Genomic DNA, 15,048 nt, shown 5'->3' with positions numbered 1-15,048 from the left:
CGGCGGTCGCTGTGATCTCCACCAACTGTCCCGTGTAGCCGAGGCAGGAGACGCCGATCAGCGTGGACGAGTGCGGTCCCCGGCCGAGCCCCGAGGACTCGACGATGTTCCAGACGGCTGAGAGGACGGCGGTCTGGTCACTGACGACGTACACGTCCGTGCTCAGCACATGCTCCAAGTCGCTCCCGATCGCGCGGAGTTGTTCCCGAAGGTTGGCGATCACCTGCTCCGCCTGTCCCGGCGGGTCACCCGCGCCGACGAGATTTCCGTCCGCGTCGAGCGGTACGGCCCCGGCGAGGAACGCCAGCCGGGTTCCGGCCTCGACCACGGAAGCATGGGCGTAGCCGGGCGGCGGAAAGAGTGCGGGGGCGATCGTGCGGCGGATCATGGCGGCTCCAGGGTGAGGTCGATGGGGCGAGGTCGGTGGGGGTGGAGTCGGGAGGGACGCGGTGGGGGAGGGGGCGCGGGAAACGGGTGGGGTGTGTGGTGGGGGGAGTGCCTCGTGCGGGTGGTCCGATGCCTCGCTGCCGCTGCCGCTGCCGCTGCCGCTGCCGCTGTCGCTGTCGCTGCCGCTGCCGCTGCCGTCGGTCGGGCCGTCGCCGTCGGTCGGGCCGGTGGTGCGTCGGCTCCCGCCGGTCCGTAGGCCCGCAGGTCTGGCAGTCCGGCGATTTCCCGTCCATCCGTCTCTGCCTGTCAGCCCCGCACCGCTCGTCGCTGCGAAGGCCGTCGCCGACCGTCGTCGGCCACCCTCAACGGCCCCCAGCCCCCGGCGCCCAGCCCGCCCGGCCGCCCTCTCGCCACCCGACAACCTGCCGATCATCCAGCCGCCCACCCCGCCCCGCATCCGAATTTCGCTCGCGCCCGCGCGCAGCCGCCCCCTACGCTCGCGGCCATGCCCACCCGACCCGACGCCGCATTCCTCGCTGAGACCGCAGGTCGTCTCGCCGGGCTGTCCACGGTGCGGGCGGTGGCTCTCGGCGGTTCGCGGGCGCAAGGGGCGGCGCGTTCGGACAGTGACTGGGATCTGGCCGTCTACTACCGGGGCGCCTTCGACCCGGACGAGTTGCGCGCCCTCGGCTGGCCGGGTGAGGTCTCCGAGGTGGGCGGCTGGGGCGGAGGTGTGTTCAACGGCGGGGCCTGGCTCACCATCGACGGACGCCGGGTCGATGTGCACTACCGGGACCTGGACGTGGTCGAGCACGAGTACGCGGAGGCCGAAGCGGGCCGCTTCCGCGTCGAACCGCTCCTCTTCCACCTCGCCGGTATCCCCACCTACCTCCTCCTCGCGGAACTCGCCGCCAACCGCGTGCTGCACGGTGAGTTGCCCCGCCCGCAGGGGTATCCGCCCGCGCTGCGCCGTACCGCGCCGGAGCGCTGGTACGGCACCGCCCGCGCCACCCTCGGTTACGCGTCCGCCCACCACGCCCCGCAGGCCCGCCTCACCGAGACCGCCGGAGCCGTGGCGACCGCCGCCGCGCAGACCGCGCACGCCGTTCTCGCCGCGCGCGGGGAGTGGGTGACCAACGAGAAGCGGCTGCTGGAGCGGGCCGGACTGCGGACGATCGACACGGTCATCGGCACCCTGCGACCGAAGCCGGACACCCTCGCGGAAGCAGTCGCCCGCGCCGGTGGTCTCCTGAAGCGTGCCTACGAGATGAAGTCCGTGAGCTGACACCGCCTGTCTTCGCAAGGACATATCTTGCTCCGACTTGCGTTCATAAAGAACGCGGCCTTGTGTGCATCTTTCACCTTCCCGAAACGTGATCACGACATCCCCGTGCGGCGCGGCCACTACCGTGGAGAGGACCGCACACAGCCACACAGCCCGGCCACCGTCGTCCGGCGGCGCGCACTCCCACCCCGCGTGCCCGTCCGCCCGATGAACAGGAGCCCCGTGCCGAGCCCCGCATCCCGTGGCCGTACCAGCCGCCGCAAGGATCGTCGTACGAACCGCCGGGCGGATCGTCATACTGGCACCTGCCCCGGCACCCGCCCCGGCGTCGGCAACGGCAACGGCACGCGGAACCGCACCCGGACGCTCCAGCGGGTCGCCGCCCTCCCGCCCTGGCTCGCGCACGCCTTCCGGGTGCAGCGCGCGCCCGTCCCGTGGAGTGCCGTCGTGCGCGGGGCGCTCGCCGCCGGGCCGCTGCTGCTGGCCGGGGTGCTCGGCGGGCGGCTCGTGGACGGCGTCATCGCCGCCATCGCCGCGATGCTCGCCGGGGTCAACGACCGCCCCGGCAGCCGCCGTGCCGCTGTCGCCCGGCTCGGTATCCCCCTGCTCGCCGGGACGCTCGGGCTGCTCGTCGGCGCGTACGCCGGGCAGTGGCTGACCGCGCTGCCGCTGACCCTGCTGCTCACCGGACTCGCGCTGGTCGGCGGCGCGGTCAGCGCGGTGGGGCCCGTCGCGTCCGCCGCGGGTACGCAGCTGCTGGTCGCCGCCGCCGTCGGTGCCGGTATGCCCGCACCCGAGAGCGGCTGGCAGCGCGCCCTCGCCTACCTCGCGGGCGGCGCCTGGCTGCTCCTGCTGCGGCTCGCCCTGCCCACACCCGGCTCGCTCGCCGGGGACTTCCGCTTCGACGGCGAACGCCGGGCGGTCGCCGGGGTGTACGAGGCCGTCGCCGCGCTGCTCGACGCGGTCGGCGGTGCCACCGCGCCCGCCCGCCGGACCGCGCTGACCGCCGCCCTCGACCACGCGCAGGACGCCCTCGCCGGGCCCCGGCTGCGTACGTGTCCGGGGTCCGCCGTCGAACGGCGGCTGCACGCGCAGTACACGGCCGCCCTCCCGCTGGCCGAGGCCGCCACCGCGCTCGCCTGGTCCGGCGAACCCGTCTCCGTACGTGCCGTCGAAGGCCCCCGACGGCTCGCCGCGGCCGTCCGCGACCACACCGGCACCGGCCCGCTGCCCGCCCCCGACCGTTCCACCCCGGCCCTGCGCGCCCTGGACGACGCCCTGCTGACCGCCGCCGCGTCCTTCGACCGGAGCGAGGACCCCGGCGGCGGACTCCGGGCCGCGCGCCGACGGCCGCACGCACACCGACGGGCCCTCCGTCACGTCCTCCGGCACGCCGTCCGCGCGGTGACCGGCGCCGGCGGCCGGGAGTACGGGCTGCGGGTCGCGCTGTGCTTCGGCACCGGCGTCGCCGTCGCCCAGGTGCTGCACCGGAGCGCCTGGTACGGGCGGCACGAACACTGGTACTGGCTGCCCGTCACCGTCGTCTTCCTCGTCAAGCCCGATCTCGGCCCCCTGGTCTCCCGCGTGCTCTGCCGGGCGGCCGGTACCGTCACCGGCGCGCTGGTCTTCGCCGGTCCGGCGCTGCTGCTGCCCCGGCCCGGGGGGCTGATCGCCCTGGTGGCGGTCTGCGGTGCGCTCATCCCCGTCGCCACCCGGAACTTCGCCGTGCAGACCACCGTCGTCACCGTCCTCGTCCTCGCCCTGGTGATGACGGCGGGCGAGGTGCAGGCGTCGCTGAGCCGTATCGGGGAGACCCTGCTCGCCTGCGTGATCGTGCTGGTCGTCGGGCATCTGCCCATGCCCGGCCACCGGGGCGACCGGGTCCGCGCCCGGCTGCGCGCGGCGGGAGCCGCCGCCCACGCCTATCTCGTGCACGTCGTCGGGGAGTCCGGCGACCGTGCCGAACGCTGGGCGTTGCGCCGTACCGCCTACCGCGCGCTCGCCGAAGCCCGTACCGCCATCGCGCTCTCCGCAGCCGAACTCCCCGCCCTGGCCCGGCACACCGCCGGTACCGACGCCGTGGCCGCCGTCCTGGAACGCCTCGTGGACACCACCACCGCGTCCGCCGTGCACCTCGACGACACCGGCCGCCTCACCGCCCGGCACCTGCGCCAACTGTACGACGCGCTGAACGAGTTGGAACGCCACCCGCAGTGGTACGGGCCGCCCGCCGATGCCCCGCGTCCGAAGGAACACCTCGTGACGGCGGGCGGCACGGCCGTACATGACCCCCGCTGAGCACGCCCGTACCGCCCTCCTCGCCCGACGCGGAAAAAAATCTCGCGCCCGACGATGAGTTCCGCATCCGTCCGCGGTCTGCACCCCGAAACGACCGTAGGACAGGAGGGCCCATGTCGCTTCCGGAGATCGTCTCGCGCGAGCAATGGCGCGCGGCGCGCGAGGAGTTACTGCGCAAGGAGGAGGCGGCCAGGGCCGCTCGGGACGTACTCGCGGCCGAACGCCGCCAGTTGCCCCGGGTCGAGGTGGACCCGGAGTACGTCTTCGAGGGCGGCGACGGCAAGGCCACCCTGCTCGACCTGTTCGCGGACCGCGCCCAACTCGTCGTGCACCACTTCATGTTCGCCCCCGAGTGGGAGGCGGGCTGCCCCTGCTGCGCGGCCTTCCTCGACCAGATCGGCCACCTCGCCCATCTGCGTGCCCGCAACACCTCCTTCGCGGCCGTCTCCCGCGCGCCCTTCACTCGCATCCTCCCCTTCAAGGCCCGCATGGGCTGGGCCGTGCCCTGGTACTCCTCCGGCCTCGGCGACTTCAACCGGGACTTCGAGGCCACCGTCGAACGCGACGGCACCCTCACCGAACGCCCCGGCCTGAGCTGTTTCCTGCGCGAGGGCGACCGGGTCTTCCACACCTACTCCGTCCACGACGCCGGTCTCGACGGCCTCGGTGCCGTCTCCGGCCTGCTCGACCTCACCGCCCTTGGCCGCCGCCCACTCGGCAGCGACCGGCTCCGCTACCACGACGAGTACGAGGACTGAACGCGCGGAACCGCCCCGTACGACACCGCGCCACGACCGGACGGAGCCCGCCGGACCACGGTGCGGAGACGGACACACAGCGCACCGGAACGGTCGCCGAACGTCCCGTTCCTGTCGGAAGGCGCACGGACCCTCACCGTCCGCGCCGATCCCGTGTCGGCAATGTCTCAGTACCGTCCCGCCGCGAGCCCGATCACCCCTCCTTGGCGTTAACTCCAGCAAGTACGACGCTTGGAGGTGGGAGATGGTGAACGGGCGAACCGTGCTCGAACGCTTTCCCGCAGGTGGTCCGCGCGGTTCCTGGCCCGCGGAGGAGTTCGCGCACGCGCGGCGCATGGAGGGCCTGCCGGCCGAGGTGGTGATGGACCTCGCCACGGACACGTTCCTCGTCATCCTGCGGGGCGCCGCCGCCATGAAGTGACCATCCCACCTCCCGCCCCCGTGCCGCCCCCTTCCCGCGCCCCGACTCCCCCCGGCCGGGGCGCCACCCGTCGCAGCGCCGGTACGGCCACCACCACCGCGCACGCCCCCAACTGCCACACCGCCCCGAATCCCAGCACCCCTTCCGCGCCGACCAGTGCCGACACCGGCCCGGCGACGGCCAGTCCGACGGGTCCGAGGACGAAGGCGCCGAAGTAGTTGCAGGCGCTCACCCGCGCGAGCGCGCCCGGCGGTATCTCGCGCTGGGTGACGGCGGCGTAATAGGTTCCGCTCACCGCCGATCCCACGCCCGCGACCAGCGCCGCCCCGCAGAGCCACAGCACCGGCAGCCGCAGCGACAGCGCGGCCGACGGCAGCGCCCAGCCCAGCGCGGCCCACGCCGCCACCAGCAGCGGCCGACGCGGATGCCGCCCGAGCACGGCGAGACCACCCACCACCGCACCGACGCCGTACGCCGCCATCACCACGCCCCACGAAGCCGCCCCGCCGAGCCGCCGCGCGGCCACCACCGGGCCGAGCACCAGGAACGGCGCCCAGACCAGCAGGTTGAACAGGCACCCTCGCAGCGAACCGACCCACAGCCAGGTCCGCGACCGGAACTCCGACCAGCCCTCCCGCAGATCGCCCACGAACGACGAGTCGCGCCGGACGGACACCGTGGTCCGGGGAAGCAGGAGCAGCGCCACCGCACTGACCGCGTAACTCGCCGAGTCCAGCGCCAGGACACTCACGGCGCCCACCAGTGCCGTCAGCCCGCCCGCGAGCGCCGGTCCGGCGACCGACACGGCTGAACGGGTCACACCGAGAAGCGCGTTGGCGTCGGACAGTGTCTCGGCCCCGGTGAGAGTCGGTACGAGGGCGTCGAGCGCCGGAGTGAACAGGGCCTCCGCCGCCCCCCACGTCGCCACCAGCGCCATCAGTGCCCACAGTGCGGGAACGTCGCTGCTCAGCAACAACACCGCGAGCCCCGCCTGCGTCGCACAGCGGACCATGTCGGCCGTCAGCATCGCCCAGCGGCTGCCCAGCCGGTCGCTTATCACTCCGCCCGCGAGCAGGACGAGCACCAACGGCACCGCGCGGAACAGGAGAACCATGAGTTCACCGGTCGATTACGCACTCGCCGTGGACCGGTACCTTGCCGCTTCTCCACTGGGCGGAGGTTCGCGGCGCGTCTATCGCATCGCCCTCACCACCTGGGCCTGGGCGGTCGTGGACCGTACGCCACCGCCGGGTGCGGGACGACGGGGGGCCGAGCCTCCGGCCGTGCCGCTCGCCCTGCTGGACACGCCGCAGGCGGCCGTGCGGCTGGCGGCAGCCTTCGCCGCGCGGTCCGCCGCCGTGGGTGCGCGGACCGCGAACCGGGAGTTGTCGATCCTCGCGGGCGCGGTCGGCTGGTGGCGGCAGCAGGGCTGGCTCTCCGTCGATCCGGTCGCCGGTCTGCGCAGACTGCCCGTGGAGCGGCGGGCGGAGTCGGAGGCGCGCCTCGATGCCGAGCAGGTTCGTGCGGTGTTCGCGTTGCCCGCGCCCTTGCGTGAGCAGACTCTGTGGCACCTGTTGTACGAGACCGGCGGGACCATCGAGCGGGTGCTCGCGCTGGACATCGACGCGTTGGACCTGCCCGGGCGCCGCGTCCGGGAGCATGGGGTGAGAGGGCTGAGCTGGGGTGACGGTTCGGCGGCGCTGTTGCCCCTGTACACCCTCGGCCGGGTCGCCGGGCCGCTGTTCGTCACCGGGCGGGGGCGATTGTCGTACCGGCGTGCGGCGGAGGTCTTCACCGCCGCGACCCGCCCGCTGGACCCGCGCGGGCGGGGCTGGACGCTGCGTCGGCTGGCAGCGGCGGGGCGCGCGGGGGAGTAGCGCGGGAGTGGCGGCGGAGCCCGGTGCCGTTCCGGGGGGTGCCGGAGGGCGTCAGGCCGTGACGGCTCGGGACCAGTCCGGGGCCACGCCCGTCACGCGGCACAGCGCCAGGTAGAGGGGGATGGGCGGGGTGTACGGGACGGTGCCGTCGGGGCGGTGGATCAGCCGGGCGGTGGCCGGGACGGGAGCGCCGGTGGCGTAGTGGGCCGGGGCCGGCCAGGGGAGGGCGATGTCCGAGTCCGAGGGCACGATCCACCACCAGCGCGATCCGTCGGCGTACACACAGCCCACGCGCGGCAGGCGCGGTACGACCAGTGGGCCGAGCCGGTCCGGGACGGCCACGGAGTCGCAGCCCAGCGGCGAGGTCATGCCCTCCGGCATCGGGGGGCGGCGGCCGGGGCCGGGCAGCAGGTGGCGGCGGCCGTGCCGGACCAGGGTGTCCAGCCCGAGCGGCACCCGCAGGTCACGGGGGCGGCTCACGCGTGCCCCCACGGGTAGGAGCGCTGCACCGGCACCGCGTACCGGGCCTCCGCCTCGTCCTCGTCGCCGGGCCCGGGCGGTGGACCGCCCGGCTTGGGACGGGCGCCCCAGCCCAGGTCGCCACGCGGCTCGGCCGCCTCGTGCACGCCGTCCGTCCGACGGGACGCGACGACTTCGTGCGCTCCGTCCGCCTGACACGGTGCAATGGCCTCGTGCGCTCCGTCCGCCTGGCGCGGCAGGTCGGCCCAGACCAGCAGGCCCGGCCCGCGCTCCTGCGCACCCCATGCCCGGCACAGCGCGTCCACCAGGAGCAGTCCCCGTCCGTGCTCCTCGTGCGGGCGCTGCGGCGACGGATGCGGCTCACCGGGGGCACAGCCCTCGTCGTGCACGGCTATCCGGACCGTGTCCTCGTGGTCGTGCAACTCGCACACCACGCGACTGCTCGCCGTGTGCACGATCGCGTTGGTGACCAGCTCGGAGACGATCAGCGCCGCGCTGTCGCAGGTGTCCTCGCACACCGACCAACCGGTCAGCCGGGCCCGCGTCAGGCGTCTGGCCTGCGCTGCGGAACCCGGATGTGCGGCCAGCTCGAAACGGAACCGGCGCGGGGCGGCGCCCCCGAGGGGGGCGGCTCCCGCTGCGGCACCGAAGCCGAAGGGGGCCTCGACGGAGTCTGTTCCTAAGCGCGCGGACGGAATCACGTCTGCCACTATCCCGGTGCCCTGGACACTTGGCAAGTGTCACTATGAAAAATGCAGAGTGCGGTATGACGCGGTGGAACGCCGTGGCACACTGCTCGCAACAGAGGCCCGCGCGGCGCGCACCGGGACAGCCGAGGACCCTGCCCCAGCCTTCGAACAAGCATTCGCCCCGCGCTCGGGACCGGCAGGATTTGCAGCGCTGGAACGGCCATAACGGACATCGTCTAGGGAGGTGCGGCGTGAGCGAACCGCGTTCCGCGCCGACCGTGGGTCAGGTGGTCCTCGGGCGGCGCCTCCAGGACCTCCGGGAACGCGCCGGACTCCGGCGCGAGGAGGCCGCCCGTGTCCTCCGCGTCGCGCCCGCCACCGTCCGCCGCATGGAGACCGCCGAGGTCGCCCTCAAGATCCCGTACGTGCAACTGCTCCTCGGGGCCTACGGCATCACCGGCGACGAGAGCGAGACGTTCGTCCGGCTCGCCGAGGACGCCAACCGCCCCGGCTGGTGGCAGCGCTACCACGACATCCTGCCCGACTGGTTCTCCATGTACGTGAGCCTGGAGGGCGCCGCCACCCTGATCCGCTCCTACGACCCGCACTGCCTGCCCGGCCTGCTCCAGACCGAGGACTACGCGCGCGGCGTGCTCACCTCCGGGGCGCTCTCGGAGACGAGCCCCGAGGAGATCGAGCGGCACGTCGGCGTACGGATGCGCCGCCAGGAACTGCTGCTGCGCGCCGACGCGCCCAGGTTCTGGGCCGTGATGGACGAGACCGTCCTGCGGCGCACCGTCGGCGGCCCCGACCTGATGCGCGCCCAGATCGACCGGCTCCTGGAGGCCGCCGAACTGCCCCATGTGACGCTCCAGGTCATCCCGTTCGAGACCGGACCCCATCCGGGGACGTACGGACCGTTCGTCCTCTTCCGGTTCGCCATGCCCGAACTTCCGGACATGGTCTACAGCGAGTACCTGACCGGCGCCGTCTACCTCGACGCGCGTTCCGAAGTGGCCACCCACCTCGAGGTCATGGACCGCATGGCGGCCCAGGCCGCCACAGCACAACGCACGAAGGAGATCCTCCGGGATCTCCGCAAGGAGCTGTGATGGAACACGACCGACCGCGCGCCCGCGTCTACAACGGCATGCCCGCGCACGAACTCGGCAGCGAGGGCTGGCACAAGCCCTGGAGCGGCGGCAACGGCGGCAACTGCCTGGAGGCGATGAAACTCGCCGACGGCCGCATAGCCGTACGCCAGTCCACCGACCCCGAAGGACCCGCGCTCATCTACACCACGGACGAGATGACCGCCTTCATCCGGGGCGCCAAGGCGGGGGAGGCCGACTTCCTGCTCTCCTGAAGCCGATGATGGAACTAAGCCTTGTTGCCGACTACTCGCGCACCGAAGTCCATGATCCGAGCCGCTGCCGGGACCGCTGAAGAACAGCGGTGCCGACCGTCTACCGGCGACTGTAAGCAGACCGGCCCGTACTGACCGACCCCGTCCACATCGACTGCGTACCTATCGACTCCGTACCCATCGACCCTGTCCACATCGACCCTGTCCACATCGACTCGGTACCGACCGACCCCGCCTCGACCGGCTGACCGTGTGCCGACCATCAGCCGCCCGATCCGCCCCGCGCCCCGAGTGCCGGGTCGGTCGGGCGGCTGAGTGCTGGAGGGGCGCGGCCGGTCAGCTCGTAGGACTCGTAGGACTGGACGAGTCGCACCGGCCGGGCGGAGCAGCCGCGCGGGCCGGTCGGACGGACGGGAGCCGGGCGGATCAGACGGTCATCGGCCGGTCGTACGGCGAGATCGGCGCCGGAAGTTCCGAGGCCCCCGTCAGATAGCGGTCCACGGCCGCCGCCACCGCACGCCCCTCCGCGATCGCCCACACGATCAGCGACTGCCCACGTGCCGCGTCACCGGCCGCGAACACCCCGGCCACGTTGGTGGCGAACCCCTCGTCACGGGCGATCGTGCCGCGCGGCTCCATGACCAGGCCCAGCTGATCCACCAGGCCGTCCTCCCGGTCCGGGCCGGAGAAACCCAGCGCGAGCAGCACCAGGTCGGCGGGCAGCTCGCGTGTCGTACCGGGCAGCGGGCGCCGTCCCGCGTCCACCTCGACCAGGTGCAGCGCCCGCACCCGGCCCGCCTCGTCGCCGGTGAACCGCAGCGTCGAGGCCGCGAACAGCCGCGCGTCCGCCTCGGCCGCCGGTGCGGTGCGCAGGTCGCCCGCCTCCTCGTGCGCCGCCGACAGCCGGTAGATCTTCGGGTACGTCGGCCACGGCTCGGCGCCCTCGTCGCGCTCGGCACCGGGCAGCGCGTAGATGTCGAGCTGCGTCACCGAGGCGGCCCCCTCGCGCACGGCCGTTCCCAGGCAGTCGGCACCGGTGTCGCCACCGCCGACGATCACGACATGCCGACCCGCCGCCGACATCGGGGACGACTCCAGATCCCCGGCGCACACCCGGTTCGCCAGCGGCAGATACTCCATCGCCTGGTGCACGCCCGCCAACTCACGCCCCGGAAGCGGTAGTTCCCGCCACGCCGTCGCCCCGGTGGCCAGCACCACCGCGTCGTACCGCGAGCGCAGCTCCGACGCCGACATGTCCCGCCCGACCGCCGTCGCCGTACGGAACCGCGTGCCCTCCGCCCGCATCTGCTCGACGCGGCGCTCCAGATGGTGCTTCTCCATCTTGAACTCGGGGATGCCGTACCGCATCAGCCCCCCGATCCGGTCGTCCTTCTCGTACACGACGACCGTGTGGCCCGCCCGTGTCAGCTGCTGCGCGGCGGCCAGCCCCGTCGGCCCCGAACCGATCACCGCCACCGTCTTCCCCGACAGCCGCTCCGGCGGCCGGGCCGGGACGACGCCCATCTCCCACGCCCGGTCCGCGATCGCGCACTCGACGTTCTTGATGGTCACCGCCGGCTGGTTGATCGCCAGCACACACCCCGCCTCGCAGGGCGCGGGGCACAGCCGCCCGGTGAACTCGGGGAAGTTGTTCGTCGCGTGCAGCCGGTCGCTCGCCGCCCGCCAGTCCGCGCGCGACACGAGGTCGTTCCACTCCGGGATCAGATTGCCGAGCGGACAGGCGTCGTGGCAGAACGGCACCCCGCAGTCCATGCAGCGGTCCGCCTGCCCACCGATGATCGGCAGCAGCGCGCCCGGCACGTACACCTCGTCCCAGTCCCGCACCCGCTCCCCGATCGGCCGCCGCGGCCACTCCTCGCGCCGCGTGGTCATGAACCCCTTGGGATCAGCCATGTGCGTCTTCCTCGCCTACACGACGTGCGACGGACAGGTGGGTTTGCTCGGACGTGCCGCACCGATCGGCCGTACCGGGTCCGCCGGACGCGCCGGGCTTGCCGAGAACATGCCGGATCGATCGAGCACAACGTGCCCCCGCGGGCGGCGCTCACTCCCTCGGACGGGCACCTCCCTGGTCACGATACGTCCGGCCATGCGGGCACGCAGGACGGCGGGACGGGGTCTCGGCGGCGCGAGCGGGCCGTCCGCGCGGGGCGGGGGAGTCTCCCCTCTCCGGGCGTCCCGCCCTCACCACGCCCCCTGCCTCGGACGGGGCCCCTGCCCTTCCTTCCCTCACGGCCCACGGTGGCCTCCACCCCGCCCCGCCTCCTCCTTCCGCACCCGGCATCATGGGCCTGTGCGACTTCAAGCGATCACCTGGGAACGCCTGGCCGAGCAGCTCGCGGAGCGGGTGCTTGAGCTGAAGCCGGAGGACGGTGGCGCGTGGCCCCGGTTGGGGCTCGACGGGGCACCTGCCGCCATGCCGGGCGAATTGGCCCAGCTGGTCGCCGAGGCACTGCGGGTGCGGGGGCGGGCGTCGCTCGTCGTCGGTGCCGAGGGGTTCCTGCGGCCCGCGTCGGTGCGGCTGGAGTACGGGCGGCAGGACGTGGAGTCGTACTACGGGGGCTGGTTCGACACCGCCGCGCTGTGGCGGGAGGTGTTCCATCCGCTGGACCCCGGCGGGTCCGGGCGGGTGCTGTCGGACCTCTGGGACCCGGTCACCGATCGCGCCACGCGCAGTGACTACGTCCACCTGCCGCCCGGTGCGGTGCTGTTGTTCCACGGCCCTCTCATCCTCCGGCACTGGTTCCCGTTCGACCTGAGCGTCCACCTCCTGCTGTCGCCAGGCGCCCTGCGCCGCCGTACGCCGGAGGCCGAGCACTGGACGCTGCCCGCGTACGAGCGGTACGAGGCCGAGACCGACCCGGCGGGCAGCGCCGACGTGCTCGTCCGGGCCGACGATCCCCGGCACCCCGCCTGGAACGGCTGACCCACCCCGTCTGTCAGAGCCAGCCGTTGCGGCGGAACCCCCGGTACAGGGCGAAACAGGCCGCACCCATCACCGCCATGACGAGGGGATACCCCACGCGCCAGTGCAGCTCCGGCATGTGATCGAAGTTCATGCCGTAGACCCCGCACACCATCGTCGGTACGGCGATCACGGCCGCCCACGCGGTGATCTTGCGCATGTCCTCGTTCTGCGCGACCGTCACCTGCGCCAGGTGCGCCTGGAGGATCGAGTTCAGCAGTTCGTCGAACGCGGCTATCTGCTCCTTCGCCCGCATCAGGTGGTCGAAGACGTCCCGGAAGTACGCCTGTATCTCCGGGTCGATCACCCGAGCGGGCCGCACGGCCAGGTCCTCCAGCGGGCGGGCCAGCGGGACCACCGCCCGCTTCAGTTCGAGGAGTTCGCGCTTCATCTGGTAGATGCGGCCGGGGTCGGCCCGTGCGCCGCCCTCCGCGAAGACGTCCGTCTCCACCTGGTCGATGTCGGCCTGCACCGCGTCCGTCACCCGCAGATACTCGTCCACGACATGGTCCGCGATGCCGTGCAGCACCGCCGCCGGACCCTTGGCGAGCTGGACCGGGTCGGCCTCCAGCCCCTCCCGGAGCGGACCGAGCGAGCCGTGCCGACCGTGCCGGACCGTGACGACGAAGTCCTCACCGACGAACACCATGATCTCCCCGGTGTCCACCACCTCGCTCGTCGCCGTCAGTTGCTCGTGCTCGAGGTAGCAGACCGTTTTGAACACCGCGAACAGGGTGTCCCCGTACCGCTCCAGCTTCGGGCGCTGATGGGCCTCCACCGCGTCCTCGACCGCCAGCGGATGCAGGTCGAACAGCTCCGCGATGCCCTCGAACTCGCTGTCCGTGGGCTCGTGCAGCCCCAGCCAGACGAAGCCCTCGCCGCTCGTGCGCACCATCCTGACCGCGTCCACCAGATCGGCGCAGCCCGGTACCCGGACCCCGTCCTGGTAGGTCACGCAGTTCACCACCGAGGAACCGAGCGGGGAGCGCGCGTGATGGCTCAGATCCACGCGCGGCCTGCGCCGGGCACGCCGCGCGATTCTGCGCAGGCCACCGCCCCGGCCCAGCCCTGTGACCTTCCGCAGATTCCCCGCCATCGACATCAGGACCTCCTCGTCCGGACCTCCGCGCACCGCTCCGGTCGCGCCTCGTCCGGCCAGTGTGCCAGCCGCGCGCGAACCGTGAACCAGCCTGTGGGAACAGCGAGTTCCGCTTTGTTCCCGCCTGTGGACGACACGCCCGGGATCCCCGGCACGCGCACCGCACCGCGTACTCCGCCCGGCGATCCGACCGCCCGTCCGGCCCGCCGCGGTACCGCTCCGACCTGCTGCGATGATCAGGTCATGACCGCAGCGGACCGCTATCTCCTGGACAACCGGCAGCACGAGGCGGCGGAGCGATTCGACGCCTTCACCTCCCTCTTCGACCCCGTGACCTTCCGGCACCTCGACGCCCTCGGTATCGGACCCGGAGCGCGGTGCTGGGAGGTCGGCGCCGGAGGCACGTCCGTCGTCTCCTGGCTCGCCGGGCGTGTCGGCCCCGCCGGGCACGTGCTGGCCACCGACATCGACACCACCCACCTCGCCGCCGCGGCCGGTCCGCAGGTCGAGGTGCGGGTCCACGACGTGGGCGCAGAGGAGCCGCCCGGCGAGGGCTTCGACGTGGTCCACGCCCGCCTGGTCCTGGTCCACGTGCCCGACCGCGAACGCGCCCTGCGCTCCATGACCGGCGCCCTGCGCCCCGGCGGCACGCTGCTCGTCGAGGACGCCGACCCCGCCCTCCAGCCCTTGGCCTGCCTGGAGGAGAACGGCCCCGCGGAGCAGCTCGCCAACCGGCTGCGGAACGCCTTCCGCGGCCTGCTCGCCGAGAGCGGCGCCGACCTCGCCTACGGCCGCACGCTGCCCCGGCTGCTCCGCGAGGCCGGTCTGCGCCAGGTCGAGGCCGACGCGTACTTCCCCGTGGCCGCACCGGCGGCCGGTGTCCTGGAAGCCGCCACCGTCCGCCAGATCCGCGCGCGTCTCGTCACCGCCGGACTCGCCACCGACGAGGAGATCGACCGCCACCTCGCCAACATCGAGGCGGGCGGCATGGACCTGGTCACCGCCCCCATGATCTCGGCCTGGGGCCGCAAGGCGTAGCGGGCGGAGGGGGCGGAGGGGGCGCGGAGGGGTAGGGGCCGCAAGGTGTCGCGGACGGAAGGTGCAGGGGCCGCGAGGCGTAGCGGCCGCGAGGCGCAGGTGGCCGCAAGCTGCGGCGGGCGTGAGGCCCTTGGGCCGCGTGGCCAAGGAGCCGGAGCCCTCTCCGACCCCGAGCCCACTCCGCTGCCCCCGGCCCCGCTCGGCTGCCCCCGGGCCCACTTCGTCCCGGCTCCTGCCCCCCCGCCCCGCCCCCCCCCCCCCCCCCCCCCCCCCCCCCTTCCCCCCCCCCCCCCCCCCCCCCCCGGGCCCCCCCCCCCCCCCCCCCCCCCCCCCCCCCCCCCCCCCCCCCCCCCCCCCCCCCCCC

14 protein-coding genes and 1 pseudogene are annotated in these 15,048 nt (G+C 73.6%); 9 read left to right on the top strand and 6 right to left on the bottom strand.

What is annotated here, in order from left to right; genetic code table 11:
- Positions 1 to 7: 7 nt before the first annotated feature.
- A pseudogene (locus tag KUM39_RS28385) lies at positions 8 to 388 on the bottom strand (RidA family protein); the annotation flags it as partial.
- A 504-nt stretch (positions 389 to 892) separates the two neighbouring features.
- On the opposite strand from KUM39_RS28385, the gene KUM39_RS25190 reads away from it, so the two are divergent.
- The 4 genes from KUM39_RS25190 (at position 893) to KUM39_RS25175 (ending at position 5,149) form a co-directional block, all read left to right on the top strand.
- On the top strand, positions 893 to 1,672 hold the full coding sequence (locus KUM39_RS25190; protein WP_217788069.1) for a nucleotidyltransferase domain-containing protein: 780 nt from the start codon (positions 893 to 895) through the stop codon (positions 1,670 to 1,672).
- 414 nt (positions 1,673 to 2,086) lie between these two features.
- Complete coding sequence (locus KUM39_RS25185) at positions 2,087 to 3,970, top strand: FUSC family protein (protein ID WP_308288235.1); 1,884 nt, start codon at positions 2,087 to 2,089, stop codon at positions 3,968 to 3,970.
- 113 nt (positions 3,971 to 4,083) lie between these two features.
- Positions 4,084 to 4,728: a DUF899 domain-containing protein gene (locus KUM39_RS25180; RefSeq protein WP_217788067.1), complete on the top strand. Its 645-nt coding sequence runs from the start codon at positions 4,084 to 4,086 to the stop codon at positions 4,726 to 4,728.
- Between the two features lie 244 nt (positions 4,729 to 4,972).
- A complete protein-coding gene (locus tag KUM39_RS25175; RefSeq protein ID WP_217788066.1) occupies positions 4,973 to 5,149 on the top strand; it encodes a DUF8839 family protein in 177 nt (58 codons plus the stop codon).
- On the opposite strand, the gene KUM39_RS25170 is transcribed toward KUM39_RS25175, so the two are convergent.
- On the bottom strand, positions 5,118 to 6,263 hold the full coding sequence (locus KUM39_RS25170; protein WP_217788065.1) for an MFS transporter: 1,146 nt from the start codon (positions 6,261 to 6,263) through the stop codon (positions 5,118 to 5,120). The genes KUM39_RS25175 and KUM39_RS25170 overlap by 32 nt on opposite strands.
- Between KUM39_RS25170 and KUM39_RS25165 the strand changes: the two genes are divergently transcribed.
- A complete protein-coding gene (locus KUM39_RS25165; protein WP_217788064.1) occupies positions 6,262 to 7,026 on the top strand; it encodes a hypothetical protein in 765 nt (254 codons plus the stop codon). The genes KUM39_RS25170 and KUM39_RS25165 overlap by 2 nt on opposite strands.
- A 51-nt stretch (positions 7,027 to 7,077) precedes the next feature.
- Here the strand turns inward: KUM39_RS25165 and KUM39_RS25160 are convergent, their stop codons facing one another.
- Both KUM39_RS25160 and KUM39_RS25155 read right to left on the bottom strand, forming a co-directional pair.
- Complete coding sequence (locus KUM39_RS25160) at positions 7,078 to 7,506, bottom strand: hypothetical protein (RefSeq protein WP_217788063.1); 429 nt, start codon at positions 7,504 to 7,506, stop codon at positions 7,078 to 7,080.
- Positions 7,503 to 8,216: an ATP-binding protein gene (locus KUM39_RS25155; RefSeq protein WP_217788062.1), complete on the bottom strand. Its 714-nt coding sequence runs from the start codon at positions 8,214 to 8,216 to the stop codon at positions 7,503 to 7,505. The genes KUM39_RS25160 and KUM39_RS25155 overlap by 4 nt, the downstream gene beginning before the upstream one ends.
- A 230-nt stretch (positions 8,217 to 8,446) precedes the next feature.
- Between KUM39_RS25155 and KUM39_RS25150 the strand changes: the two genes are divergently transcribed.
- Both KUM39_RS25150 and KUM39_RS25145 read left to right on the top strand, forming a co-directional pair.
- Positions 8,447 to 9,307: a Sco1979 family transcriptional regulator gene (locus KUM39_RS25150; protein WP_217788061.1), complete on the top strand. Its 861-nt coding sequence runs from the start codon at positions 8,447 to 8,449 to the stop codon at positions 9,305 to 9,307.
- Positions 9,307 to 9,561, top strand: coding sequence for a DUF397 domain-containing protein (locus tag KUM39_RS25145; protein WP_217788060.1), 255 nt, complete (start codon positions 9,307 to 9,309; stop codon positions 9,559 to 9,561). Before KUM39_RS25150 ends, KUM39_RS25145 begins: the two co-directional genes overlap by 1 nt.
- Before the next feature lie 426 nt (positions 9,562 to 9,987).
- Here KUM39_RS25145 and KUM39_RS25140 read toward each other — a convergent pair whose 3' ends face one another.
- Positions 9,988 to 11,475, bottom strand: coding sequence for a glutamate synthase subunit beta (locus KUM39_RS25140; RefSeq protein WP_217788059.1), 1,488 nt, complete (start codon positions 11,473 to 11,475; stop codon positions 9,988 to 9,990).
- A gap of 400 nt (positions 11,476 to 11,875) precedes the next feature.
- Between KUM39_RS25140 and KUM39_RS25135 the strand changes: the two genes are divergently transcribed.
- A complete protein-coding gene (locus tag KUM39_RS25135; protein WP_217788058.1) occupies positions 11,876 to 12,508 on the top strand; it encodes a nucleoside/nucleotide kinase family protein in 633 nt (210 codons plus the stop codon).
- Between the two features lie 13 nt (positions 12,509 to 12,521).
- On the opposite strand, the gene KUM39_RS25130 is transcribed toward KUM39_RS25135, so the two are convergent.
- The gene (locus tag KUM39_RS25130) at positions 12,522 to 13,649 is read right to left on the bottom strand and encodes a magnesium and cobalt transport protein CorA (protein ID WP_217788087.1); all 1,128 of its coding nucleotides are present in this window, start codon (positions 13,647 to 13,649) and stop codon (positions 12,522 to 12,524) included.
- A 240-nt stretch (positions 13,650 to 13,889) separates the two neighbouring features.
- On the opposite strand from KUM39_RS25130, the gene KUM39_RS25125 reads away from it, so the two are divergent.
- On the top strand, positions 13,890 to 14,684 hold the full coding sequence (locus KUM39_RS25125; RefSeq protein ID WP_217788057.1) for a methyltransferase domain-containing protein: 795 nt from the start codon (positions 13,890 to 13,892) through the stop codon (positions 14,682 to 14,684).
- The last annotated feature ends 364 nt before the right edge of the window (positions 14,685 to 15,048 follow it).

This window comes from Streptomyces corallincola, assembly GCF_019104725.1.
Taxonomy (GTDB): domain Bacteria; phylum Actinomycetota; class Actinomycetes; order Streptomycetales; family Streptomycetaceae; genus Streptomyces; species Streptomyces corallincola.
Note: the sequence above shows the minus strand (reverse complement) of the source record. Positions and strands in the feature narration are given on the sequence as shown.

What these genes read in the sequence shown, in the direction of transcription:
- KUM39_RS25190 (WP_217788069.1), top strand. Translation starts at nt 893, where the DNA reads ATGCCCACCCGACCCGACGCCGCATTCCTCGCTGAGACCGCAGGTCGT.
- KUM39_RS25180 (WP_217788067.1), top strand. Translation starts at nt 4,084, where the DNA reads ATGTCGCTTCCGGAGATCGTCTCGCGCGAGCAATGGCGCGCGGCGCGC.
- KUM39_RS25175 (WP_217788066.1), top strand. Translation starts at nt 4,973, where the DNA reads ATGGTGAACGGGCGAACCGTGCTCGAACGCTTTCCCGCAGGTGGTCCG.
- KUM39_RS25165 (WP_217788064.1), top strand. Translation starts at nt 6,262, where the DNA reads ATGAGTTCACCGGTCGATTACGCACTCGCCGTGGACCGGTACCTTGCC.
- KUM39_RS25170 (WP_217788065.1), bottom strand. Translation starts at nt 6,263, where the DNA reads ATGGTTCTCCTGTTCCGCGCGGTGCCGTTGGTGCTCGTCCTGCTCGCG.
- KUM39_RS25145 (WP_217788060.1), top strand. Translation starts at nt 9,307, where the DNA reads ATGGAACACGACCGACCGCGCGCCCGCGTCTACAACGGCATGCCCGCG.
- KUM39_RS25140 (WP_217788059.1), bottom strand. Translation starts at nt 11,475, where the DNA reads ATGGCTGATCCCAAGGGGTTCATGACCACGCGGCGCGAGGAGTGGCCG.
- KUM39_RS25130 (WP_217788087.1), bottom strand. Translation starts at nt 13,649, where the DNA reads ATGTCGATGGCGGGGAATCTGCGGAAGGTCACAGGGCTGGGCCGGGGC.
- KUM39_RS25125 (WP_217788057.1), top strand. Translation starts at nt 13,890, where the DNA reads ATGACCGCAGCGGACCGCTATCTCCTGGACAACCGGCAGCACGAGGCG.